At 56.2% G+C, this 23,451-nt stretch carries 25 protein-coding genes and 2 pseudogenes; 11 read left to right on the top strand and 16 right to left on the bottom strand.

Annotated elements, in window-relative coordinates; translation table 11 throughout:
* Positions 1-130 precede the first annotated feature (130 nt).
* Entirely contained in the window at positions 131-1,459 is a 1,329-nt protein-coding gene (locus Q4Q11_RS01550; protein WP_498568357.1) for an O-antigen ligase family protein, read from the bottom strand.
* On the opposite strand from Q4Q11_RS01550, the gene Q4Q11_RS01545 reads away from it, so the two are divergent.
* Positions 1,448-1,714: a hypothetical protein gene (locus tag Q4Q11_RS01545; protein WP_498568356.1), complete on the top strand. Its 267-nt coding sequence runs from the start codon at positions 1,448-1,450 to the stop codon at positions 1,712-1,714. The genes Q4Q11_RS01550 and Q4Q11_RS01545 overlap by 12 nt on opposite strands.
* A gap of 214 nt (positions 1,715-1,928) precedes the next feature.
* Here the strand turns inward: Q4Q11_RS01545 and Q4Q11_RS01540 are convergent, their stop codons facing one another.
* The 4 genes from Q4Q11_RS01540 to Q4Q11_RS01525 all read right to left on the bottom strand — a co-directional run bounded on the left by Q4Q11_RS01540 (position 1,929) and on the right by Q4Q11_RS01525 (position 5,582).
* Positions 1,929-2,699 carry a cytochrome b/b6 domain-containing protein gene (locus tag Q4Q11_RS01540; RefSeq protein WP_498568355.1) on the bottom strand — a complete coding sequence of 257 codons (771 nt, stop codon included), beginning with the start codon at positions 2,697-2,699 and terminating at the stop codon, positions 1,929-1,931.
* Between the two features lie 23 nt (positions 2,700-2,722).
* Positions 2,723-3,253, bottom strand: a complete 531-nt coding sequence (locus tag Q4Q11_RS01535) for a hypothetical protein (protein WP_498568354.1) — start codon at positions 3,251-3,253, stop codon at positions 2,723-2,725.
* Positions 3,254-3,594: 341 nt separating this feature from the next.
* On the bottom strand, positions 3,595-4,863 hold the full coding sequence (locus Q4Q11_RS01530) for an ATP-binding protein (protein WP_498568353.1): 1,269 nt from the start codon (positions 4,861-4,863) through the stop codon (positions 3,595-3,597).
* A 41-nt stretch (positions 4,864-4,904) separates the two neighbouring features.
* Positions 4,905-5,582: a response regulator transcription factor gene (locus tag Q4Q11_RS01525; RefSeq protein WP_498568352.1), complete on the bottom strand. Its 678-nt coding sequence runs from the start codon at positions 5,580-5,582 to the stop codon at positions 4,905-4,907.
* Positions 5,583-6,070: 488 nt separating this feature from the next.
* Here Q4Q11_RS01525 and Q4Q11_RS01520 point away from each other — a divergent pair, with 488 nt between their 5' ends.
* Positions 6,071-6,937: a glycosyltransferase family 25 protein gene (locus Q4Q11_RS01520; RefSeq protein ID WP_498568351.1), complete on the top strand. Its 867-nt coding sequence runs from the start codon at positions 6,071-6,073 to the stop codon at positions 6,935-6,937.
* Positions 6,938-7,102: 165 nt separating this feature from the next.
* Here Q4Q11_RS01520 and Q4Q11_RS01515 read toward each other — a convergent pair whose 3' ends face one another.
* Positions 7,103-7,465, bottom strand: coding sequence for an SPW repeat protein (locus Q4Q11_RS01515; RefSeq protein WP_162701397.1), 363 nt, complete (start codon positions 7,463-7,465; stop codon positions 7,103-7,105).
* A gap of 183 nt (positions 7,466-7,648) precedes the next feature.
* Here Q4Q11_RS01515 and Q4Q11_RS01510 point away from each other — a divergent pair.
* Both Q4Q11_RS01510 and Q4Q11_RS01505 read left to right on the top strand, forming a co-directional pair.
* Positions 7,649-8,146: pseudogene (locus tag Q4Q11_RS01510) on the top strand (phosphoribosyltransferase); the annotation flags it as partial.
* 183 nt (positions 8,147-8,329) lie between these two features.
* Positions 8,330-10,303, top strand: coding sequence for an erythromycin esterase family protein (locus Q4Q11_RS01505; protein ID WP_498568380.1), 1,974 nt, complete (start codon positions 8,330-8,332; stop codon positions 10,301-10,303).
* Between the two features lie 132 nt (positions 10,304-10,435).
* On the opposite strand, the gene Q4Q11_RS01500 is transcribed toward Q4Q11_RS01505, so the two are convergent.
* The 3 genes from Q4Q11_RS01500 to Q4Q11_RS01490 all read right to left on the bottom strand — a co-directional run bounded on the left by Q4Q11_RS01500 (position 10,436) and on the right by Q4Q11_RS01490 (position 11,771).
* Entirely contained in the window at positions 10,436-10,765 is a 330-nt protein-coding gene (locus tag Q4Q11_RS01500) for a hypothetical protein (protein ID WP_498568350.1), read from the bottom strand.
* A gap of 54 nt (positions 10,766-10,819) precedes the next feature.
* Positions 10,820-11,296, bottom strand: coding sequence for a pyridoxamine 5'-phosphate oxidase family protein (locus tag Q4Q11_RS01495; protein ID WP_498568349.1), 477 nt, complete (start codon positions 11,294-11,296; stop codon positions 10,820-10,822).
* Between the two features lie 166 nt (positions 11,297-11,462).
* Positions 11,463-11,771 carry a hypothetical protein gene (locus Q4Q11_RS01490; RefSeq protein ID WP_498568348.1) on the bottom strand — a complete coding sequence of 103 codons (309 nt, stop codon included), beginning with the start codon at positions 11,769-11,771 and terminating at the stop codon, positions 11,463-11,465.
* A 187-nt stretch (positions 11,772-11,958) separates the two neighbouring features.
* On the opposite strand from Q4Q11_RS01490, the gene Q4Q11_RS01485 reads away from it, so the two are divergent.
* A complete protein-coding gene (locus Q4Q11_RS01485) occupies positions 11,959-12,336 on the top strand; it encodes a phasin family protein (RefSeq protein ID WP_498568347.1) in 378 nt (125 codons plus the stop codon).
* Positions 12,337-12,492: 156 nt separating this feature from the next.
* On the opposite strand, the gene Q4Q11_RS01480 is transcribed toward Q4Q11_RS01485, so the two are convergent.
* Positions 12,493-12,852, bottom strand: a complete 360-nt coding sequence (locus Q4Q11_RS01480; protein WP_498568346.1) for an SPW repeat domain-containing protein — start codon at positions 12,850-12,852, stop codon at positions 12,493-12,495.
* 195 nt (positions 12,853-13,047) lie between these two features.
* Here Q4Q11_RS01480 and Q4Q11_RS01475 point away from each other — a divergent pair.
* From Q4Q11_RS01475 to Q4Q11_RS01460, 4 genes and pseudogenes are all read left to right on the top strand, one after another.
* Positions 13,048-13,521, top strand: a pseudogene (locus tag Q4Q11_RS01475) (NUDIX hydrolase).
* Positions 13,522-13,802: 281 nt separating this feature from the next.
* Positions 13,803-14,159: an SPW repeat protein gene (locus Q4Q11_RS01470; RefSeq protein WP_112510613.1), complete on the top strand. Its 357-nt coding sequence runs from the start codon at positions 13,803-13,805 to the stop codon at positions 14,157-14,159.
* A gap of 117 nt (positions 14,160-14,276) precedes the next feature.
* Entirely contained in the window at positions 14,277-14,489 is a 213-nt protein-coding gene (locus tag Q4Q11_RS01465) for a ChaB family protein (RefSeq protein ID WP_498568345.1), read from the top strand.
* A 62-nt stretch (positions 14,490-14,551) separates the two neighbouring features.
* The gene (locus tag Q4Q11_RS01460; RefSeq protein WP_498568344.1) at positions 14,552-15,019 is read left to right on the top strand and encodes a DUF2267 domain-containing protein; all 468 of its coding nucleotides are present in this window, start codon (positions 14,552-14,554) and stop codon (positions 15,017-15,019) included.
* Positions 15,020-15,077: 58 nt separating this feature from the next.
* Here Q4Q11_RS01460 and Q4Q11_RS01455 read toward each other — a convergent pair whose 3' ends face one another.
* The 4 genes from Q4Q11_RS01455 to Q4Q11_RS01440 all read right to left on the bottom strand — a co-directional run bounded on the left by Q4Q11_RS01455 (position 15,078) and on the right by Q4Q11_RS01440 (position 19,602).
* On the bottom strand, positions 15,078-16,673 hold the full coding sequence (locus Q4Q11_RS01455) for an MBL fold metallo-hydrolase (protein WP_498568343.1): 1,596 nt from the start codon (positions 16,671-16,673) through the stop codon (positions 15,078-15,080).
* A gap of 105 nt (positions 16,674-16,778) precedes the next feature.
* The gene (locus Q4Q11_RS01450; RefSeq protein ID WP_112510624.1) at positions 16,779-17,054 is read right to left on the bottom strand and encodes a hypothetical protein; all 276 of its coding nucleotides are present in this window, start codon (positions 17,052-17,054) and stop codon (positions 16,779-16,781) included.
* Positions 17,055-17,516: 462 nt separating this feature from the next.
* Positions 17,517-17,789 (bottom strand): hypothetical protein, encoded by a 273-nt coding sequence (locus tag Q4Q11_RS01445; RefSeq protein WP_498568342.1) that lies wholly within the window; start codon positions 17,787-17,789, stop codon positions 17,517-17,519.
* A gap of 544 nt (positions 17,790-18,333) precedes the next feature.
* Positions 18,334-19,602: a trypsin-like peptidase domain-containing protein gene (locus tag Q4Q11_RS01440; protein WP_498568341.1), complete on the bottom strand. Its 1,269-nt coding sequence runs from the start codon at positions 19,600-19,602 to the stop codon at positions 18,334-18,336.
* A gap of 151 nt (positions 19,603-19,753) precedes the next feature.
* Between Q4Q11_RS01440 and Q4Q11_RS01435 the strand changes: the two genes are divergently transcribed.
* Positions 19,754-20,185 (top strand): universal stress protein, encoded by a 432-nt coding sequence (locus Q4Q11_RS01435; protein ID WP_498568340.1) that lies wholly within the window; start codon positions 19,754-19,756, stop codon positions 20,183-20,185.
* Here the strand turns inward: Q4Q11_RS01435 and Q4Q11_RS01430 are convergent.
* Both Q4Q11_RS01430 and Q4Q11_RS01425 read right to left on the bottom strand, forming a co-directional pair.
* Positions 20,119-20,556, bottom strand: a complete 438-nt coding sequence (locus Q4Q11_RS01430; RefSeq protein WP_498568339.1) for a DUF3775 domain-containing protein — start codon at positions 20,554-20,556, stop codon at positions 20,119-20,121. The two genes, Q4Q11_RS01435 and Q4Q11_RS01430, sit on opposite strands and share 67 nt — an antisense overlap.
* A gap of 81 nt (positions 20,557-20,637) precedes the next feature.
* Positions 20,638-21,285, bottom strand: coding sequence for a BON domain-containing protein (locus Q4Q11_RS01425; RefSeq protein WP_498568338.1), 648 nt, complete (start codon positions 21,283-21,285; stop codon positions 20,638-20,640).
* 513 nt (positions 21,286-21,798) lie between these two features.
* On the opposite strand from Q4Q11_RS01425, the gene Q4Q11_RS01420 reads away from it, so the two are divergent.
* Positions 21,799-23,355, top strand: coding sequence for a bifunctional aminoglycoside phosphotransferase/ATP-binding protein (locus Q4Q11_RS01420; protein ID WP_498568337.1), 1,557 nt, complete (start codon positions 21,799-21,801; stop codon positions 23,353-23,355).
* Positions 23,356-23,451 lie beyond the last annotated feature (96 nt).

Below are 23,451 nucleotides of genomic sequence, written 5' to 3'. Positions count from 1 at the left end.
ATTCATGGAGCGACAGTGAAAGGCCAGACTTACAGGATGCTTATAAGACGTGGGCGAAAGCGTGGTTTGATTTTGTCGGAAAGATGACGAGCCGCGGCATGAACGGCGCCTGCTATCTCCCTGGAAACGTTTATGAGTTTTTTGCCTCGCGTGCTTTCACCTTCAACTGGCATGCAAGCGCGAAAGAAGCCGTCAAAATCGACAGGCTTTCGCCGCTTACGAGCCGGTTGTTCGAGTTGCTGAGGATGGTGAAGCTGAAAAAGAGAAGGATCAGCAGGAAGGCGTGCACCGCATGCCTTGGAATGACACCGAGACGCGCTGCGCGCCAGACGCTGAGGCAAAAGCAGCCTAGCATGATGCCAAATACCAGCGCTCCGAACAGGCCGTATCGAATGAGGATTTCCAGATAGCCATTGTGCATGAAAGTGTATCCGACATTTGGATAGCGGGTATGCGGCCACAGCTCGAGCCACTCGCTTCCCCAACCGAAAATCGGAGCGGCGGAAAACAATTCCCAGGCATTTGCCCAGAGTTGAAGCCGTTCATTCATGGAGTTCGGCGTGGCACCGCTGTCGATGGAGTGCGAGACCGCATCGCCGAGTTGCTCGGTTGCGCCGGCATCCCTGAACATGGAAATGGTCGCCGCAATCGTCGGCCCGGCGGTGCGCGAAAGATTTTCCCGGACGGCATATATGCCGCCAGCAAGTGATGTTGCGAGAAGGAGGACAATCAAAATCGCCAAACGCTTCTTCAAGCTGCGCAAGACAAGAAACCCGACGATCGGCATCACTGGAACAAGCGAGAGCCAGACGCCTTTCGATTTCGCTCCATATATGCCGAGAAGGCAAAGCACGCATAAAAATGGCGATATGACACAGGCATAAAGCCGCATGGCGCGGTTGCTGGTGTCCTCTGTAAGGTAATGCAGGAGCCAGAAAATGGTTCCGATCAGAATCATGCCGCAGCAAACAGCCCCATGTATCTGGTTATGCTGGATCAGCGGAATGACGGTCTCGCCTTCAAGGACTGCATCGATGTGCATGCCCATCAGAAGGATCACTAGCGCGAAGCCGAAATAGACGGCGACTATCTTCTCGAGGTGGGGCCAGCATTGGAATAGGCCAAAAGCCAGAGGCGGGAATATCAGGGGCATGAGGAAAAGCAGGTCATGGTCGCCAACAGGGTGATCGGCCTGGAGCGCGAACTGCAAAACATATCGCATGCCGGCGTAGCCTCCCCACGCCAGGCATAGCCAGCCACGCCAATCGATTGGCGGCCTCGCTTGGGATCTGACATACAGGGTAAGCGACAGGATCAATAGAAATGCGCCGGCATAGCGATAGGCATAACTCTCGATCAGAGATGCCGACATGATAACCAGCCAGAGCGCATCCGCCATATAGATCAATTTTCCACCGGATGACCGGCTCAGGTCGGCGGAGCGAAGATGGATGTTCATGCCATCACCTCAAAGATTCGCGTGGAAATTGATCCAATCCAGTTTCCGCGTCAACGGCCACCGTCTCATTGGAACGACCGGACGTCGCTTGCGGGGATGTACGATTATCCAGGAGATCGATCATCCCATCTCACGCTTGCTATTTCCATCGGCACCAACCTCTCGTCAACCGGCGATATACATCAAACTCGACCGGGTAAAAGGGATTTCACGACCGAGCTGCACAGTTGGCTGCTGACGGATGGTCCCGCATGATCGAGCAGATCTTCCATACGATGGGTTCCGCGGGCAGGCTTCTTATCGCCGGCGAGGAGAGCTGGGCCACAACACGCAAATGAGGCATCGGACGAGATCGGCGACAGGACCAGCTTGCTGGATTCAGCAATCCGAAAAGCATGCTGGCAATGAGGCCGCGACGTCCTCGACCGATATGGCGATTTGAGACGACCACCGAAGAAGACCGAAGGCGTCAGGTCGAAGCGAAGAACATCCCGCCGAACAAGGTAATCGACCCATAGACAAGGCCGGCGGATGCAAGCAGGCAGACTGCCGCGAGAAGCAGCGATCCGCCCTTGGTTTCGCTGCGATCAGCATAATTGGCGCGTCTCTTGCGGCCCGTGACCATCGCGCCGATGAGGTTCTCGCGCTTGACGAACTGATAATAGAGATTGGCTGCTATGTGCAAAAAGGCCAGCCCGAGTATGGCAACATAGAACCATGTGCCGTGGATCGAAGCGGCCCAACCCGAAATCGTGTCGCCGGCCATATCGGCAAACGGGCCGGCCGCCGTCACGCCGTCGCTGGAGAAAAGACCGAGCAGCACCTGAACGGCGCAGACAAACAGCAACCCTATAACCATCAATCCACCGGCAGGGTTGTGCCCAAGGTAGTGTGCCGCTCTCTTGTTGCGCAAGTTTTTGAGGTAGTTCCATGCTGCAGACGGCGAGCGTACAAAGTTCGAGAACCGGGCCGTGGATCCTCCAACAATTCCCCAGAGAACTCGATACACCAAAAGCACCAGTATGCCGTAGCCGGCAGCCTTATGGACAAGCATATCGGGATCGCTGAAGCCGCTCGATATCCAGGCCGTGAGGATCAGTGCTACAAGCGACCATTTGAAAAGGCGCGTGGGGAGATCCCACGCGCGGACATACTGTTTCTCTGGCGACTGCAGCGTATAGGAACTTTCTTCGAGGCGCTGATCGGAGAATTTCTCCAGCGCGTGTCTTTGCGGGTTCATTCTGGGTTCCTGGCTCGAAGCAATCATTTGTAAGCGGAATGGCAGGATTTGCATTCGCCGGCCACTTCTGCGAATGCCTTGCGAAAACTGGCCTTGTTCAGCGGCGCCTGGCTCGCTGCATCGGCCATTGCCGCCAATTGCTTGAATCGAGAGCTGATGTCCTTTTCCTTGGCGCCGCCTTGACGGGCGAACATGTCGCTGGCGGCTTGAGCTTCCGAAGCATAGCGCTGCATGATCTGCTTTGCGGATGTGCTGTCGAAGTTGGCGAGAACGGCCTTGGCCGATGTGGTATTGTCGCGCATATCGCCCATTATGCTCTTCAAAGACGCTGCGAAGGCAGGCCCCACCGCAATTGTGAGGATGAGTGCGGTCGCAATATAGTATGGGGAGCGGCTTGTGGAACCTTGTGGTCTTCTCATCTGCTTTATCATCCTTTGAAAGGTATTCAGCATCCCTGAGAGAGGATGCATGGAAGTGTCTCTTTGCAGGCCCCGCGGGCTGCTATATCTGGCGAACTGGGCGCCGACCGCCTGAATGGGCGGCCGCTTGTTCAAGCGGCTACAGCATACGCTCCACCGCTCAATCCTAATGAGCCGATCAGCGTAAGGAAAACGATCGTCATGCGCCGCAAAGCATTTCGTGCCATTTCATCGCAGTTCCGTTTGTCGTGCAGAACAAATGCAGGATACTGCTGACGAGCACCTGAACGAATGCATTAAAGATGATCAACCTCTGCTTTTCCGTGGAACTGGCGAGTGATGAAAGGAGGCAAAAGCGGAGATAAAATACTGCGTTGCTATGAGAATGCCGGCAGCATATCGCTTGGCAACTCACGCTGCATTTCTCGGCTGAATGCAAAGCAATGACACTCAACTGCGGACAAAAGCAGGACCCGCTAGAACGACATGGTCGCGACTGCACCGCCCGACGGCAGATTCGATAGAACAAGGCGCCCGTCATGCGCTTCCATTGTCTCGCCGACAATGGAAAGACCGAGGCCAAGGCCGTCTTCGCGATCGGTCTTTCCCAGGCTCTCGCCACTCTCGCTCAGACGCATTTTCGTAAAGCCCGGGCCTTGATCGGCGACGCTGATGCCGATGTCGAAGACAGTGATGGTAATCACCCCATTCTCCGGACTGTGATGCAGCGCGTTTTCAATCAGGTTGCGAAGGGCGCGAAATAAGAAGTCCCTGGCGCCGCTTACGAGCACGGGTCCCTTCTCGATCTTGAGTTCGATATTGCGACCGGCTCCCACGATCATGGGAGCCAAATATCGAGCGACATCGGTGGCCACTTCTCCTAGATTCACGACATCGCTTGCTTCGTAATGGAGCGTCCGCACGCGCACCCGGTCGATCAATTGGGTAATGACCCGTTCGATATCTTCAAAATCCCGCTCCACCGCGCGTGCGATTGGGTCCTGGGAAAGGGACAGACGTGTCTTGGCGATGGCGAGCGGTGTACGAAGTTCGTGAGCCAGTTGCGCGGAAAAGCGTTCCAGCGACAGAAATCCGCCCTGCAGACGATCCAGGGCGGCATTTACCGATCTGATCAAGGCCAGCACGTCATTGGGCATGCCGCTCTCCGTCAGGCGCGTGGCGATGCTTGATGGGCCGATCCGAGCAGCCTCATGTGCCGCCATGCGCAATGGGCTTAACGCCAGACCTACGACAATGATGTTTGTTGCGAGCAGTATCAGGACGAAAGGAATCCAGATCCAGGCGATGTCCTTGACGAATTCCTCAAGAACGCTGTCGAAGATGACGTGAGCTTTAGGGAAGGCAATCTGTATCGCTTCGACCGCGCCGGACGACGGTGTGGGGATCGATATGCCAAAAAGTGCCTTCTGTCCCCCGTGGGACGGCAGCTCGAAATATTGGGTTCGGTTGTTGATGTAGGGGATCAGCGGTTGCTGCAGTCCCGAAGAATCGATGACCCGGCCGTCTTGCCCCAAAATCACATATTGCCCCCGCAGCTCGCGGATACGCGCTTTGGTGGCCTTTGCATAGGAGTTCGAAAGTTGCGGGTCCGCTAGCAATCCGCGACGCAGGTCCTCCGCAAAAGTCGAAAGCGTTTCCTCGCGAAATGCGTCGTTCGAGGCTTGAAAGCGGACATAGAGAAACACTGCGCTGGCGCAGATCGCAACGACGGCGACGATCAGCATTGCGACGATCAGTCGTTGCAGAAGTGTCAGACGCTTACTGTTCAAGGTCGTTTTTCCATCAGCATATAACCGATGCCACGCATATTATGGATATAGAGGACCGATCCGGCGCTCTGCAGCTTCTTGCGCAACCGATGCAGCAAAACCTCGATGGCGTTCGAGCTTAATTCGTCGCCAAAGCCGTAGATCGCTTCCTCGACCTCTGCCTTGGACAGGACATGATTGGGGCGCCGCAGAAATAGATGGAGTGCTGCAAATTCGCGGCGGCTGAGGGAAAGTTGCGTCTCGCCGACGGAGGCGGAGTACTGGCTTGGATCAAAAGTGACGTCGCCATGCTGCAAGACGGTTCCATGACGGGGCTGACCGCGGCGCATGATCGCGCGCAAGCGAGAAATCAGCACGCCCATCACAAATGGCTTGCAAAGATAGTCGTCGGCGCCGCTGTCGAGAGCATCAATGATCGAACTCGAGGCATCGCGTGCGGTCAGGATGAGAAGCGGTGTCGACGGCGCCGTTTTTCGCAATGGTTCTATCAGCGTGAGCCCATCGCGATCGGGCAATCCCAGATCCAGGATGATCGAGTCGTAGTCGACCGTTGCCGCAGCCTCCTCAGCATCATGGGCGTTCGAGACATGGTCCACGGTGAAGCCATGGGAGCGCATGGCATCATGCGTCACGGCAGCCAGCTTGGCATTATCCTCGACAAGCAACACGCGCATGTGGCGTCTTCCTATTCATATGGAGACAAGACAAGATGGCGGGCTTCCTGTTCATTGTAACGGGCGACGATCACACGATGCTGCGATCAAACGGGTTTCAGGACGCGAATTGGCGGTGGTGACTAGTTTCAACAGAATCTGACCTCAGGCACAAATTTCGAAAGCTGCGGGACGCGTTCGCACAAGGTGCGGGGGGGAGCTCTGGGCCAACTTCGCTCAAAAAGCTCGTCACCGCCGGCGAAAACCAACTCGCCAAACTGCGGGCCAACCTAGTGTGGCTTACTGTCACGAACCTGAAATTCGGCAGCTCGGGTACTTTTGCTGGAGGATCTACCTACGCAGCACGTCTAAGAGGAGTCGTTGGATGAAGGCACGGAATAGAGGCCGATTCCATCTTTCCGCCGGGATTTCGTAAGCGTCCTGTAAGTCGGGTTCAACATGCTTGCCCTCAGTGTGGTGGTGCGCCGCCAATTCTGAGGTGGATGTGTATGACGGATGCAAAGCGTTGCGATGCGTCGTTGGCTGTATTTCTGATCAATCTCGATCGGGCCGGCGATCGATTGCTTTCAATGCAGCACAAATTGTGGCGCATGGGTTTTCGGTTCGAACGGGTATCGGCTATCGACGGCGCTGCCATAGAGTTTCCAATGCCTGATTTCGACGAACTCGCCTTCCGCTTCAAGCATGGCCGTTGGCGCAATCCGGCTGAAGTCGGATGTTATCTAAGCCATATCGAATGCGCGAGACGGCTGCTCGCTTCGAACAGCGAGTTCGCTCTTGTTCTGGAGGACGATCTCACGTTTCCAGATGATTTCAGGGGGCTTATGGATGCGGCGCTCAAACAAAACGAAAAGTGGGATATCCTGCGCCTTTCGACGGTCAGCCGCGGGCGAAAATTCAACTTTTCTCAGCTGACCAAAAATCGAAGCCTGGCCGTTGCGTTGACTCGTGAAAAGGGATCGGGCGCCTACATCATCAATCGCCGTGCTGCGGCTTGGTTCGTTGACGAACTCCTGCCCATGCAATTGCCATTCGATCTGGCGTTCGATCTGGAATTCTTTGCCGGATTGAAATCGGCCTTCGTCTTTCCCATTCCGGTCGATCAGCAATTGGGATTTCCTTCCCAGATTCAAGGAGAACGCCGTCGCCGGTTTCACAGATCTCGAGGACATTATTTCACGGTCTTGCCCTACAGAATGTTCGTAGAAACCGCGCGCTTGCTGGCGCGGTTCGCTCAGTTGCTTGGGCATCTGACAAATGAGCGGACGAAACCAGCGATCTATGGCAAGGAGAGGTATGGGCCTGAGGAAATGCCTCCTATCCACAGCCAGGCAAGGCGGATTGGCAAGATGTGACAACAGTTGGGATCACGGCGGAGACGGTGCCGCATGTTCGCTCGAAGTCTCCATCTGCCACTTCAAGCTTCCGCAGTTCAAAATCGGGTTTACTCGAGTGTATGCTCGGGCGAAGCTGGGTTGTTCGCCGCATTTCCAGTGCTTGCGGGATTCATGCCTTCGTTCCTACAGGTCCGTGCCGAAATGCGGACGTATGGCCGCGAGCGTCGTTCCGCCGATCATCACAAGAAGTGCTCCGGTCAGCACGTTATCACAGGCAAACGGGACGTCATCGCTGAACCCGAGCACCCAAGGCACGGCGATAAGCCAAGCGCCGAATACGAGCTTCAGCCATTCGTTCCATATTTCAGGGGCACGCAGCCCCAGGAGCGACACGATCAGGATCGCAAGGCCTGCGGACCATTCCGCAAAATCGATAATCGGGGTGGTGTAGGTAGGCGCCAAGATGTAAGGTGTGCTCCAAGGCGCAACGATGATGTATAGGCCAAGCCAGAGGCTCAGCCAATTCTGCCAACGTTGTTCGTTCATGGCAGGCTCCATCCTTTAGTTACCGCTAGACTATATGAGGGTGGGCATCCTTTGATTGCGCTGGCTCAACATCGAACATAGTTTCCGACCGGCCAGGAGACCGATGGGGACAACCGCGAGTTGGCGGCGTGCGGCTTTGATCCTGGTCAAGGCAATAGATCGTCAGGAGGATATGATGCTTCCATGATGCGAACCTCTTTTCAATTTTCGGACCGGTTCGATGCGGGACGCCGACTGGCGGCTCGCCTGGCCACTCTCGATCCTGTTCGCCCCGTGGTTTATGCGCTGCCGCGAGGCGGTGTGCCGGTCGCGCTGGAAATCGCGCGAGCCCTGCATGCGCCCCTCGATCTCATTCTTGTGCGCAAGATCGGTGCGCCGGGCGCGCCCGAAGTGGCGCTTGGCGCCATTGTGGACGGTGCAAGCCCTCAAACCGTGATCAACGAGGACGTCCGCCGCATGAGCCGGGCCGACGACATCTATCTTGAGCGCGCGAAACAGCGCGAACTTGCCGAACTTGAACGGCGTCGTGCGGCATATCTCGGCAGCCGTGCGCAGATTAACCCGGCCGGACATACCGCCATTATCGTCGATGATGGTCTTGCCACGGGAGCTACGGCGAAAGCCGCGCTCATCGCAGTCAAAAATCAGGGAGCTGCCAAGGTCATCCTCGCCATTCCGGTCGCACCGGCAGAAACGCTCGCCGAAATGCGTCGATACGCCGACGCGATAGTATGCCTTCATCCTGCCAAGAGCTTTCAGGGGGTGGGATCGTTCTATCAGGACTTTCATCAGCTGACCGATGAAGAAACGATCGGACTGCTGCGTCAGGGATGGGCCGGTGCCGATCAGGCTGCCACCGGCTCGATAAAACGCCAGATTACAGTTCCACCGCTCGCTCTGGTCGGCGATCTCAGCGTGCCCGCGGACCCGCGCGGCATCATCCTGTTCGCTCACGGCAGCGGTTCAAGCCGTCTTAGCCCGCGAAATATTGCGGTTGCCGACAGGCTGAATGCCGAGGGTTTCGCCACCCTTCTTCTGGATTTGCTGACGGAGAACGAGGCGAAAGATCGCCGGAACGTCTTTGATATTCCCTTGCTCGCGGAGCGCCTGCTCGAAGCCGCGATCTGGATCGGCGCCGAACCGGACATTGCCGACTTGCCCTTGGGTTTGTTTGGCGCGAGCACCGGGGCCGGCGCGGCAATGCTGGCGGCTGCGGAACTGCGCGACCGCGTAGCTGCGGTGGTGTCGCGCGGCGGCCGGCCCGATCTTGCGGCAGAACGACTGGCCGAAGTCGAAGCGCCGACCTTGTTCATTGTCGGCGGTGACGACCAGCAGGTCCTTGAACTGAACCGCAAGGCACTCGCTGCCCTGACATGCGACAAACTGCTGAGGATAGTTCCCAACGCCACACATCTGTTTGAGGAGCCCGGCGCGTTGGAAACCGTGACGGATATGGCGAGCGCATGGTTCCAGCATCATCTGGCGCCGCCAACGTCCAGGCAAATGCCCGCGCCGGCAGGACCACAGCCCATACAGCAGATTCCTGCGGCCGCCGTCTTACGGGCCGCTGCCGAGCGGTTGCCGTCATTGGATGATCCGGAATTCGCCACCGCCTTCGATCGGTTTTCCGATGCCCGTGTGGTGCTGCTTGGTGAGGCTTCGCACGGCACGTCGGAATTTTACCAGGCTCGCGCCGCCATCACGCGCCGGCTGATCGAGCGGCATGGCTTCACGATCGTTACCGTGGAGGCTGACTGGCCCGACGCTGCCGCGATAGACCGCCATATCAGGCAAAAGCCGCATCAGCCCATGAATTCGCCCCCATTTTCACGGTTCCCGACCTGGATGTGGCGCAATAAGGATGTCGATGCCTTCGTCGAGTTTCTGCGTGATCACAACGCCAATCAGTCGCCGGCAAACAAGGTAGGCTTCTATGGTCTCGACCTCTACAATATGACGGCTTCGATTTCTGTTGTGCTCGCTTATCTCAATCGCGTCGATCCGCAGGCGGCGCAAGTCGCCCGTGCGCGCTACGCTTGTCTGTCGCCGTGGTCGCGAGAGCCGGCGGCCTACGGCCGCGCATCGCTGACCGAAGGATATGCGCTATGCGAACAGCCCGTGACGCGGATGCTCGTCGATCTCCTGCAGAAGGAGTTCCAATACGCAAAAAAGGATGGTGCGGAGTTCTTTGACGCCATGCAGAATGCCCACCTTGTAGCGGATGCGGAGCGATACTACCGGGCAATGTACTATGGCGCCCATGAATCATGGAACCAGCGGGATCAGCATATGTTCAACACGCTGCAAAATATCCTCGCATGGGCAGGTCCAAAGTCGAAGGCGGTCGTCTGGGCACACAACTCGCACATCGGCGATGCCCGTTTCACGGATATGGGGATGGAGCGCGGCGAGCTGAACATTGGCCAATTGTGCAGACAGGCCTATGGGCAGGATGCTGCGCTGATCGGTTTCGGCACGCATACCGGAACGGTCGCTGCAGCGTCGGAATGGGATGCGCCGATGGAGGTAAAGGCAGTGCGCCCGTCTCGGCCCGGTAGTTTCGAGGCCCTCTTCCACGGCGTCGGTGCCGATCGCTTCCTGCTCGACCTTCGCGCCGGGCAACACGACGATGTTCGCCGCGTCATGGCCGATCCACGCCTTGAACGTTATATAGGAGTTGTCTACCGGCCGGAGACGGAGCGCTGGAGCCACTATAGCTACGCATCGTTGTCCGATCAGTACGATGCTTTCGTGTGGTTCGACAAGACCAGCGCAGTCACCCCCCTGCCGACGCAGGTAACCGCCAGCGAGGATGAGACCTATCCTTTCGGCCTGTGACACAGACGCGGGCAATCATCGTTTTGAGTGCTGAAAGCGAGCCATCATGGGAACTGGCGAGCGACGCCGTCCATTGGGGGAGGTTGTATCTTCAATTCGACGATGGCGCCGGGAGCGCATCTCGTGAAGATTCTAATCCTGATTTCGATCGAGATATCCATGTTTTATATTATCAAGACGGTCGGCCTGCTCTTGGGCGTCGCCAAGTAGCTTTTTGGCGTAGTCTTGAGCATCCATTATATCGCGAAGGAGAAGCCCTTTTCTGCGGCAGGTCGTGTCGATCTCGTCGAGAATTTGGGCGGTAAGTTCCGCTTTCTCCTGGCCATCGTGGAGGCGCAGCAATCTCACGGTGGCGCTCGCCGCAATCATGTCGAGCACCAGGAGGTGCCCCATAATTTCCTCGATCGATGGTGCCACGGTACTGGTCGTCTCATTCGAAACGGTTTTTTTTGCTTTCAGCATGGCTGAACTCCCCATGTTAGGTCCACTTGATTGTTTCGTCCGTGGGTTCTCTTTCTAATCGTCAGTTTTCCGCCCGCTCAGATCGATGATTTCGAGCGCAAAAAACATATGTGTGTGTGAGGGATTATCCGCGATCCTGCCGGTCGGCTTCAACGCGCCCGGCTCCCACCAATCGGTGCGTTTCGCAAGCAAGGACCAAGCCTGATCCTTTTCTTCCCGACATTCTTCCCCGCTGAGATCGATGAAGCGGGTATCGACGATCACGCTCTTCCAAGAATGTTTGCTTTTCAGTTGATCGATCTGAACGCAAACACGAGGATTTCTTCTCATGATGTCCAGTTTTTTACCAGGCAGCGTAAAAACGTATAGTCTGTCACCGGAGTAGGAGTATTGAACGGGGATGACATATGGCACGTTCTCATCCGCGCAACCGATCCTCGCAAGCCATTGTCTTTTTATGAATGCGATGCACTCGTCGTAGGACATCAGCTGAACATTCATTGCATTCACCTCGAATTTCTGGGCGGTCATTCAGCGACTGCGTCTTGATGTTCCGGAATTCCACTTGTCTTGAGCAGCCGGAGTTCGAATCCTTTGCAAGGAAGCACGCCGGATGTGAAATGGGTGGAGTGGCATGCCTTCCCGTTTTTACCTCCATGAACCATTGCCGCGATGACTTCGCAGCTGACGGAAGCAGTTACCGGTTGTCGACGGAACCGTTCCCGTTGGCCAGCGCAAGCGCCTCGTCAAACAGACCTTGAGCATATTTCGCGGCTGCCACGGTGTCGGCTTCGGTGAAGTTCGCGTACTTGACTTTTCGTTCGATCGTACGGCGAAACGCGGCCAGAAGTGCAGCCTTACCTTTTCCATCATGATGCTTCAGAAGCCTCTGAAGTGAGACCGTTGCCACAACTCGCGCGACGAGCATTCTGCCTTCGACCTCGTTTAAAGACGGAATCGCATAACCGAACGGCCCGCCTAATTTGCCGCGCTCTCTCCTAGACATCGTATCGATCCAGTCTTTGAGTGTTAATCAAAGACCCACGATAGCCTTGCCCTTGCGCCATTTCATTGAGGCAGATCAACCAGCCTGCGGAGCACATGACCTTTGCATCGGTCGATTTTGATGCGCGTCAATGTCAGCAGCAGGCGATCGTTTATGTTGGACGAAAGCTTGAAAGGAGCGCGACATTATGACCGATGCGAACGAACATCCTCTTTTCTCCGTGCCGATGCCGCTTTTTACGGACGGTGGTCAGAAAATGGCGCTTGCCGTAACGGGCATGCAAGCCCAGGCATTCAAGGCCTTCTTCCGTTACCAGATCGAAGCATTGTCCTTTCTCAAACATCGTTTCGAGCAGGACATCATGCTGGCGGGCGACCTGGCTGACAGTGCCGATCTGAAAACCACGCTTGATGTGGTTTCCAAATACATGCAGACTACGACGAGCGAATATGCTGCCGAAATGAGCAAGCTTGTTGCGATGAACTCAAAAATCGCATCGGAAACGGTCAGAAATACACAAAAGCAGACTCGCACGCTGTTTGAGGACAGCAACACCGCAGCTTGAAGAAAGAGCTGCTTCTTTATCTGGTATCGTTGGCTGCATCCTCCTGGTGTGAGTCTGGCAACCTCATCATCAGGGGCAGCGCGGACATTGATTCGCGTCCAGTAGATCGAATGGCGCTGATACGACGACATCGGTGCAGATGAGCACACAGTTCAGCTAATCGCCTCCAACCTTCGGACGCCTCGAGGCAAAAGCCAGTCCACTTACAACGATCAGAAACATCCCGGCGAAAACAAAGCTGCAGGTGAAAAATATGTCGTTGCTGAAGCGAAGCAGCCACGGTGTGACGAGGAGGCCCAGACCCAGCAAAAATTTCAGCCAATCAATCCAAATTTCCGGATCGATAATGCCGAACAGAGAGACGGCTGCAATTATCAATCCGGCCGCCAATCCAGCTATATCCGTCGTCAATGATGCCGGAGCGAGCGAGAACATGTTCGGAAGAGCCCAGGGCATCGCAAGTATATAGACACCGAGGAAAAGACCTAGCCAGTTTTGCCACCGTGGTTCGTGCATGGTAATCTCCCACTGCAAACAAGACAATTTTAGCGCAATGAGGATCATGCTTGCTTGATTTCGATCAAGTATGGCTTCCGGTCGATATTCCTTCGGTTGAGAAGGATAGTTTTATCAGGGGAATTTAATGTTCGATGCAATATGCGGGATGCCGATCTGACGCTCGATGCAGCAAGGTGATCGAAGGAGTGCAGAATGGGGAGACAGAGCGCAGGTATCCTGGCTTATCGCCTCGACCACGGTCAGATCGAGGTTCTTTTGGTTCACCCGGGAGGGCCTTTTTAGCAAAACCGCGACCTGGGCGCATGGTCTATTCCGAAGGGAGAGCATTCCAACGAAGAAGCCTCCGATGCGGCTGCCAGACGGGAGTTTACAGAAGAGACGGGATGGCTGTCAGCGCCCGAGCTTCACCCGCTCGGTCAAATCCGTCAACGAAGCGGCAAACTCGTCACCGCTTTCGCGATGGAAGGCGACTTTTCCGTCGCGAGCCTGGTGAGCCAACCATTTGAAATGGAATGGCCGCCACATACTCATCGCAGGCAATCTTTCCCCGAGATCGATCGGGCAGAATGGTTTCCCCTTGCGCAAGCCCGTGCAAAGATCATTCCAGCCCAGCGGCCATTTCTCGATCGGCTTGAGGCTTTCGTTGCGGATGACGGTCGGCGGTGAACCCTTCCGGTATGCGCCGAAACGGTGCGGTTGGGCAACTTGCACGAATTTCGGGGTCACGAACCCAGGCGGTTCGCATTGGCCGACGTGAAGAGAGCGAAATTCGGTTATACCAACATCGTTGCCCCTCGCCGAGATGTCGAGAAGTCGAAAACGGCGAGAGGGAGATTGCGGTAGGCATTCAATCAATGTGACCGGCGTATCGCTCCAATTTTGATCCTGCGCAATGCGCCCTCCGGGTTTTATCAGCAGTATTTTGCTTTAAGCCGGGAGTAGCGATCATGAAAAATATTCACTGGCAGAACGTCATCACGCTTATGATAGGAGCATGGCTTTTCGTTTCGCCGTGGCTATTGGGCTACTTTACCAATGGCACAATTCCGGTGGGGGCAGAAGTCTGGAACCTTTTGATCAGTGGCGCGGCTCTGATGATTTTAAGTGTCATGACAATGCTGACATCTCAGCGATGGGAAGTCTGGATTGAAATCCTGCTCGCTGGGTGGCTGGTAATATCACCTTGGCTGCTGGGTTTTCAGGTCGAATCTGCTGCAGTACTCAATCTTCTTTTGAGTGGAGGCATTGTATTCATTACGACGATGTGGGCCTTGAGCAAGGTTGGTCATACAGGAGAACGGTAACGGATGGATACCTACTACTTCGAGCATGTCGTCGTCACCTATTTCTCGCAGACAAGCATCGATAGCTGATCAAACATCCTTCGATGAACAAGCGGAAAATATGGAGGAAGTGAAGTCGTGCCTTATACATCGCTCGTTCAATTACCTGTCGCAGTTCATCGGCATTTGCCACTCCATGCCCAGGAGATTTACCACGCTGCATTCAACAATGCCTGGATTACCTATGCCGCCCGAGGTGATCAGCGGGAACGAATTGCTCATCAGGTTGCTTGGGCCGCTGTCAAGAAGCACTATGTCAAAAAAGGTGACAATTGGATCGCTCGGGCCTGAGCCAGATCGACGTTGCGTTGCAAAGCAGACGTTTTCACTATCCTCGAGGAATGGAGGCTTCAATGAGCTATATCCCTTCACGCACCTTCCCTGATGCGGCGCAGCAGGCGAGTATCTGGGTCTGCGAACTGGCCGACCGTCTCGGTTGCGAACAGCGGGAAGCCTACGAGATTCTAAGGGCCGGGCTGCATGCCCTGCGCGATTCAATGGCAGTCGAGGATCACAGCGAGTTGGCGAACCACCTGCCAGTGCTTCTTCGTGGGATTTTCTACGAGAGCTGGCATCCGACAGCCGTTGGATCCGGCCTGCATCCCGCCGATCACGTCCTTGCCGGGGTCGGAACGCGCCTGAATTGCGGTGAGGCTGAAAGCCGCAAGCTGGTGGCAAAGGTCTTGGAAATACTTGAATTCCGTTTGAATTCGCACATTACCGCCAAGCTCAGAGCGCTATTGCGGGAGAGATCTCAATGGCTGCGGTCAGACAGGAAACCGCCGCCTGCCGCGGTTTCTCGCCGAAGCGGCGATGCTTGACGGTAACAGGTGGCAATTACCTGGACGTTTTCATGGCGAGCTTGATCTACATTCCAGCTTAGCGGTCGTCGCTGTGAAGAGCCTCTCTAACGCGCCGCAGTATGACGGCCCGCCGTTTCTGGTCTGCCGCGTCACGCAGTTTTTCGTCCAAATCCAGTACGAGTGATTGGTAGTCGTTGTGCCAATCGAAATGTCCGACCTCATCGGCTTTCAACCTGGGGGGCGGAGCTGCCGTCGAAACGGCAACAGCGCGATCCTTGGTCAGGCGATAGATGTCGTCGAGCTTCGGTTGCAAAATCGCCGGCATGGACTTGCGCCCGGCCTGTCTGCGCATGAATTGATCGGTCGCCTTCGGTTCGCCGTGCACGAGGAAGAGCCCGCTTCGGACCGGCATTCGTGCGGTAATCCAGTCGTCGAGCTCGGTGGCGTCTGCGTGACCGCTGTAAGCGTCGAATGATTTTATCGTTGCTCGAACCGCAATCTGCTCGCCCTGAATCTTCACGGTATTGGCACCGTCCTGCAGGATGCGGCCCAATGTGCCGGCGGCCTGGAAGCCAACCAGCAAAATTGTGGCCTCCTCACGCCAGAGCCAATTCTTGAGGCGGTGTCTTATGCGGCCGGCTTCGCACATTCCACTTGCTGCGATAACGATATGGAATTCGCGAATGAGGTCGAGTGCTTTCGATTGCTCGACCGTCTCGGTAAAGCGCACGTTTTTTCCATCCAATGCGCGAATGAGAAGGTCGCCATTCAGCATGTTTCGTGCATTTCGTTTGAAAACGGCAGTGGCGCGCGATGCGAGCGGCGAATCTATGATGATCGGAATCCGCGGCAGATCGTTGGCATCCATTAGCGTATTGAGATCGGCCACCAACTCCTGGGTGCGTTCGACGGCGAATGACGGAATAAGCAGCGCACCGTTCGGACGGCTAGCCTCTTTCACGATCTGGCGAAGTTGATGGCGGCGAGCCTGCTGCGATACGTTTTCTCTTTCTCGGTCGCCATAAGTCGTTTCGCAGATAAGGTAATCGATGCCACTCGGAGCGTCCGGAACCGCTTCGAATAACTTGTGCTGCGGTCCGATGTCGCCGGAAAACAGGATACGCATTGTTTCATTGTTGGCGGTCATTTCGATTTCAACGGATGCCGAGCCGAGAAGATGGCCTGCATCCCAAAGGCGAAACCTGATGCCCCCCTCGATCTCATGCCATTCTTTGTAGGGCACCGAATGGAACTGTGTCATTGCAGCCTGTGCATCGGCGACCGTATAGATCGGCTCGATGGGCTGATCGGATCGGGATTTGTGTCGGCGGTTCAGCTGTTCGACTTCTGCTTCCTGGATGTGGGCGGAGTCCTGCAGCATGATCGCGCAAAGATCCAAAGTCGGAGCTGTGCAGTAGATCGGCCCCTGGAAACCCGCTTTGGTCAACTTTGGCAGAAGGCCCGAATGATCGATATGGGCATGGGTCAGGATGACCGAGTGTATCGCCGGGGCATCGAAAGGGAAGGCGCGATAGTTCAGTTCTTTTTCGGTCTTCGATCCTTGGAACATTCCGCAATCGATCAAGATGCGGATGCCGGAACGGTCGAGCAGAAAGCAAGATCCGGTTACCGAACCAGCCGCGCCATGAAAGTGCAAAAGAGGGGTAGCCATCATACATCTCACTTTGGTTGACGATTTCGAGCTTCGCTTCGAAAAATCCAGCGATTGATAGTGCCGTTGCGCCAAACCGTGTTCCGGAGAAGCAATCAGGCGCCTTTAATGAAGCTCTCGCCATTTCGCCACGTCATTGGAGGTGATCCAGACACGTCCATCTGGCCTGATTTCACCGAGATCATACTTCGTGCTGGCAATTTCGCCGAACACGCCGATATACTCCTGCAGGCGGCTCTCGTCGCACCGCGGCGGATTTGCCATATCGAGAAGTGCCTGCTTCGTGACAAGAACGATTTTGTTCATGGAACCCGAGTCCATGACCAATAGGGCTTCGTTGCCGGATGATTTCATCATACCCGTAACGAGTTTGAGCGGCATTTTATTCCTCCGAGTTGCTTCCATTGTTAATATTGGCGACAAACTGATGGTCAGTATGGGCCGAAGAACAAGCTGCGCGCTTTGAGTAATGTCAAAAACGAAACCCAAATAGCCGAAGGCAGATCATGTCCATCCCGCGGTTTGATGGAGCAGACAAGTTACAGGGCCGATTGGTCGCGTCAGATTGGCTGATTACGCGGTTGCCGACCTTGCCGGATCGTTAGCGGCAGGTGACGAAAGAGCCTGCCAGGCATGATGACAAGCGGTCTTCCATAATTTCTCTCCCTATCGAGGAGCCGGCGGGGCGTTTAAAATGTGTCGGTCGCGGCCACGGGAGCGGGTGGCGTGGTCCCGCTTGGAGACCGGGCGTTCATCTTCATCGATTGGCACACGCGTATCGTGCTTCAGATTTACTTCGCAATCAATGGGGACGTGGTTCAGATTGCGCCTGAACCCTCCCGTTTAGTGTTCCTTGCCGCGCAGATCGACGACGTGGGATCCTATATCCAATTCGGTCTCCGCAAAGGCATCGAGAAGATGGATAGTGAAATCGCACAGTTCAATCATCCATCGATAACGGACAATGTCGTTCGGCGTTATCTCAATATACTCTTCTGCTGGAAGATGGAGTGCGAAGATCCGCTCGCCACCTTTAATGGCTTCGACTCGCGCCTTGAACCGCTCCCGGCGGTCAACGACAACTTCCCTGTTTACCCGAAGGGCCTCATTTTGCATGATCTAGCTCCAAGAACTGAAAAAGGAGACACGAAACACTACTCTGGTTTCCTCTCAACCGAAATACAATTTCCGCATGCGTGGCAGGGGCTATCCCAACTTAGGTTATTTCTTTCAGGCGTATATTGCCCTTGGGAGAATTAACCTAAACTGAAACATTGCAACTTTCAGAAATCAGTATTGAAGAAGAAAAGCTTCAGTAAAACGGAAAAATATATTTGCAGTAACATTCCGCTCGGTTAGGACGTAAATTGCAAGCGGGTTCTCACCCAAGTGATCGATAATCGCAGGCTCCAGTGCGCAGCGAGGAAGGCCCGGACAATCTGGGCTATATGCAGGCAGCAAGACTTCTGGCTGAAGCGGAGGCGAATGCGCGGCGTCTGGGTGTTCGCTGCCGCTCGGTCGCAGAAACCGACGCGCAGGTCCACGCCGCAATTATTCGGGGGCGCCGTTAAAGACCTGGTGGAAAACGAAGCCCGATCTTGCCGGGAAGCACGGCAAGTCTTTCGGCTGGCTTTTTTTGCAGTTCACATGGAGCGCAGCGCTATTTCACAACGAGAAAGCGCTTGTGGCTGTCGCGGAAGATGCCCAGGAGCACGAATTCATCAGACCCCTGCGAGAGTTCCGCAGCCAGGCGAGGCGTCGGGCTCGGATGCTGGTTGACGCTGATGATGACGTCACCAGGCAGCAAGCCGGCACCGGCTGCCTTGCTGCTGTCGATCACGGATGACACAAGCGCGCCTTCGACTTTGCCAAACGCATCGGAGTCGGGGCTGAGCTTTTCGAGAGTGATGCCGTCGAGCAATCCGCGACCCTCCACTTCGGTTGAGATTGCCGCCTGGTCGCCCTTGAATTCCGCACTCAGTGTCGTGTGGAGATCAACCCTTCCCGAAGGACGCGCAAGCGAGATCCGTACGGATGCGCCGGGAGGAAGGGATGCTATTCTTGCGTGCAGCTCGGTGGCACTTTTGATCGGGACTTCATCGACGGCGACAATGACATCCCCGGGCTTCATCCCGGCGCTTGCCGCCGGGGATCCGGATATAACGTCACTGATCAACGCTCCGGCGGATGCATTGATCCCAATGGCTCTTCCGATGTCCGGATCGTTGTTCTGGACCTCAACGCCGAGCTGACCACGGCGAATTTCGCCGTTGGTTATCAGTTGCCGCATGATATCCCGCGCAGTATTGATGGGGATGGCAAAGCCGATACCGACATTGCCGCCCGAAGCACCGATGATGGCACTATTGATACCGACGAGCTCACCTTTGAGATTGACAAGGGCGCCGCCGGAATTGCCGGGATTGAGCGAAGCATCGGTTTGTATGATGTCCTGATATCCTTCCACTCCGAATTCTGCCCGACCGATCGCACTGACTATGCCGAATGTCGCTGTTCGTCCGAGGCCAAACGGATTTCCGATCGCTGCCACATAGTCACCGACGCGCAGCTTGCTCGAGTCGCCAAGCCGTGCAGCCGTCAGGCCCGACGCCTTGATCTGAACGACGGCGATGTCCGTTTCCGCGTCTGAGCCGATGACGGAACCCTTATAGGCGGAACCGTCGGCAACCGCGACCTTGATGTCGGTCGCTCCCTCAACGACATGGTTGTTCGTGAGGATATAGCCATTGCCGGCATCGACGATGACGCCTGCGCCGACGGTTTGGGAAATCCGCGTGAAGGGCACGGCGTTTACGGAGGATTCCTGCGATCCATCCGCCTGAGGCAATGTCGCGCCGGCGGCATCGCTGGACGTCGCAGGCGCGCGAACGGAAATGCTGACGACGGTTGGAATGACTTTTTCCAACATAGGCGCCAACGAGGGGAGCGTCAGAGACGTTGCATGCGTTGGATAGCAACCCACAAGGACGGTCAGAGCTGCCGACAGCGCGATGATTGCCTGATGCCTCAAGGGGAGATGGGGCAAGCATCTTGCTCCGCCAGGAATACCAGGGATCCATATGAGTGGGATTGTGCGCATTTCCATCGTCCTCCTTGGAAGAACGGCAGGATATCGGCGAGGAAAAGGCTCTGCATTGACAAGAAGCAAAGAGGGGACGCGAGCCGTTCATGCGTTCCGCCGGGCTCACCTGGACGGTGGCGCGGCGGAGGAGATCACGAAACTCATCCATAATGAAAATCCCGATCTTGTCGTCTGTGGCGCCGGAGGTCTTTCAGGCCTGTCCCAGCCGACTCTCGGTAGCGTATCCGCAAAGGTCGCGCATTCATGCCCTGCGACCTGCGGAACGGTGCATCGAGATGCCCGCAATGTTTGCCGCAGGAAGGAAGATTTGGGCGCCCCGATGTTCACCGCGGAGCGCCGGCCTTACAAATGGCTGCTTTCGAGCGCCTTGCAGGACTGGCCGAACATTGACAGCGCTTCTTCAAGATAATCTCCAAGCAACGGCGTGCCGATGAGATAGTCAGCCGTGCGGCCATTATGCGCCTCTGTTGCGGTGTCGCGCACTTCCTGCCAGTCGAGCGCAGTTCCGTCACCTCGTCCGAGCCAAACCAGGGTGACAAGGTCGATTTGCTCGTCAATGCTGAGCGCCCAAATCGCACTGCGGATTTCCTCCTGAACCGGGTCGTCCGCGCCGTCTTCCAGAACGTCGATCATGGCGTCATCCGACGGATTGGAAGAGGATCCTTCGTTGCTCCAGGCGTCCTTGCCATCGAATTGGCGAGCCTTCATTATGAAAAAGCACACTTTTTCCGGTGGTATGGTCAATGGCCAAGCTGGTAAATCGTCGTCAACCTTCTTCATGATCACGCTCCAGGGGTGAAATGGCATCCGGCCAGTCAATCAATGCCGAGCAGCCTTGCACCGGCTGCCCGGCGACCGGGCTCAGCCGATCGAAAGGTGGTCTTCTACGGTTCGCACGCCCGGAGCCGACCAGGCAGCGTGTTCCGCAGCTTGACGTTCCGCCCAGGTCTTGACTTTGCCGCGCAGCGTCACCGTGCCGTCGGTAACGTTGACGTTGATGGCATGCGCCTCGATTTCCGCGTCCCGCCGGAAGGCGTCCTCGATACGTTTCTTGACGTCGAACGAGCTGACGCGAGGAGCTACCTCGATCAGGTTGGAAACGCCGACGACGCCGGACAGATCCCGCACGGCGCCTGCCGCGGCGTTCTTCTGATATTGCCACTCCACTCGTCCATTGAGCGTCACCCAACCATTCTGGACCTTCACCTGAACCGCATCCTTCGGGATAGTGACATGCCAGCCGATGGTATTGACGGCGCGTTTGGCGATTTCGTCGTCGGCCGTCCGGTGCGCCCCTGCGGGGCGGACTTCAATACCCACAGCAATCGCCTTGACACCCTTGATGCGCCGCGTCGCCCGCTCTGCAACCTCTTTTTCGGCATAGGTGGAAACGTGGCCTGAAAGAGTAACGACGCCGTTGTCGGAGGTAACACCGATATTGGCTGCATCGATGCTTGGTTCGAACTCAAGCTCATCCAGGATTAATTGGCGAAGTGTGATATCGTCCATGAGACAATCTCCTCTGTTAATACCTCGAACGAACGCACATTACGACAGTGTTCGGTGTTGACATTGACATGGCTCAATTGCTTCCTCGCGGAAGCAAGGATGGTTCACGCGGCATTGATGATCTGCGCTGCAAGTTGCGGCGTGCTTGCGGCAATGACGCCGTCGATCCTGAGCGCCTCGCGCTTATCTTCCTGGAAGGGCGCTCCGTCGGAACGCAGGACAAGCCTCCTGTCGCCTCGACAAGCACCTGTCCTAAGACGGATGTCCCACGATCGGCCTGATCTATGCGCCTGCGCGAAAGCGATAAATTCCTTCGTTCTCCCGCCTTTCGGACGATCGGGATCAGGGCCTCGGCCAGTCGCTGTCGCGAAGCGGGCTGCATTCCTTTGCACCTGCGATCGACGCCCCTGCGATCATTATCGACATACGCTTTGTTTCATTGATGCGCATCAATGAAACAAAGCGCCGCCGGCTTCAGTTTTACTTCACAGAAACCATATGCGGGGCCGGCCGATGATCATCCAAGACCAATTCAAGGTCACATCCTTTCTCAAGCGCGCTCTTTCGCAGCATGGTGATCCGGTGCAGACGATGGAGACGCACATCTCCAGAATATTTTTGTCCGGGGATCACGCCTACAAGATGAAGCGGGCCGTTCTACTGCCTTACGTGGACTTTTCCACCGTGGACAAGAGGCGCGCTGCCTGCCTGAAGGAAATCGAGCTCAACGGGCCGACCGCGCCTGGAATCTATCTTGCCGTTCGCACGGTTACGCAAGCTGCGGACGGGGAACTCGCCATCGATGGCGAAGGACCGGTCATCGAGACCATTGTCGAAATGAAGCGTTTCGATCAGTCGCTTCTGCTTGACCGTGTAGCGCAGTCCGACGGATTGACGCCAGAGATGATGACGGCGCTTGCAAGGGCCGTCACGCAGTTTCACCGCCAGGCGCCGATCATCCGCGATCGCGGCGGCGCGGCCAATATGGCTGATGTCCTCAAGATCAATGAGGCGGGTTTTGCCGCCAGTCACGTCTTCTCCGGAAAAGAAGTCGAGGAGTTGACGATCCGCTTCAACAAGCGGCTTGCCGCGCTTTCCGATTTGCTCGACAGGCGGGGAGCTGCGGGAAAAGTCAGGCGTTGTCACGGAGATTTGCATCTGCGCAATATTTTCCTCCTTGATGGCCAACCCTGCCTGTTCGATTGCATCGAGTTCAATGACAGTATTGCCACCAGCGATATCTTATATGATCTGGCCTTTCTGCTCATGGACCTCTGGTATCGGGGACATGCCGAATTTGCGAATCTCGTCATGAACCGATATCTCGATGAAACCGGGGAAGACGACGGTTTCGCCGCGCTTTCGTTCTTTATGGCGGTGCGCGCTGCCGTGCGCGCCCACGTCGTCGCCACCCAGGCGGAGGAGCTCGGCGATCGCGGAGCGGCGCTTGCATCCGAAGCCCGCTCCTATTTCGTGCTGGCAGGCAATCTCCTTCAGCTGCCGCGGGCAAGCCTTGTCGCGATTGGCGGGCTCAGCGGATCGGGTAAGTCAACGCTCGCCGAAGCGCTTGCGCCCCATGTGGGGGTGCCGCCCGGCGCCCGCGTCATCGAAAGCGATCGCATCCGCAAATCCCTGTATGATGTGCCTCCGGAAACACATCTGCCTCAAAGTGCGTATCACCCCGAAGTTTCGGTTCGGGTCTACCGGGAAATATCATGGCGCGCCCGGGTCATTCTCGCGCAGGAGGGCGCCGTAGTCGCCGACGCGGTCTTCGACAGGGTCGAAAATCGCAAGCTGCTCGAGTTCGCGGCAACGGAGAAGAGGTGCGCATTTTCCGGCTTCTGGCTGGATGCGGACCCAGCCCTGCTTTGGCAGCGTGTCCAGACGCGTAAGGGAGGCGTATCGGACGCGACGGTGGACGTGCTTTCGAAGCAACTGTCGAAGGAAGTAACCCCGGTGGACTGGAACAAGCTGAACGCTGCGCATCGGACTGACGATCTCGTGAGCGAAATTCTGCACCATCTTCAACCGGAAAAGCCAGTTCCGGCCTGCATCGCAGAGGGAATTTGAGAAGGCCTTGCTCCCGGCGGAAAAGGTGCCGGGCGGGTGCCGAATTCGCCCGTCTTGATCATCGTCAAAGCGCCCGAAGCCAGGGAGTGCGACAGT

The organism is Rhizobium sp. UFLA01-1127, assembly GCF_059803845.1.
The sequence above is the reverse complement of the archived record's forward strand: the minus strand, read 5'-3'. Positions and strand labels throughout refer to the sequence as shown.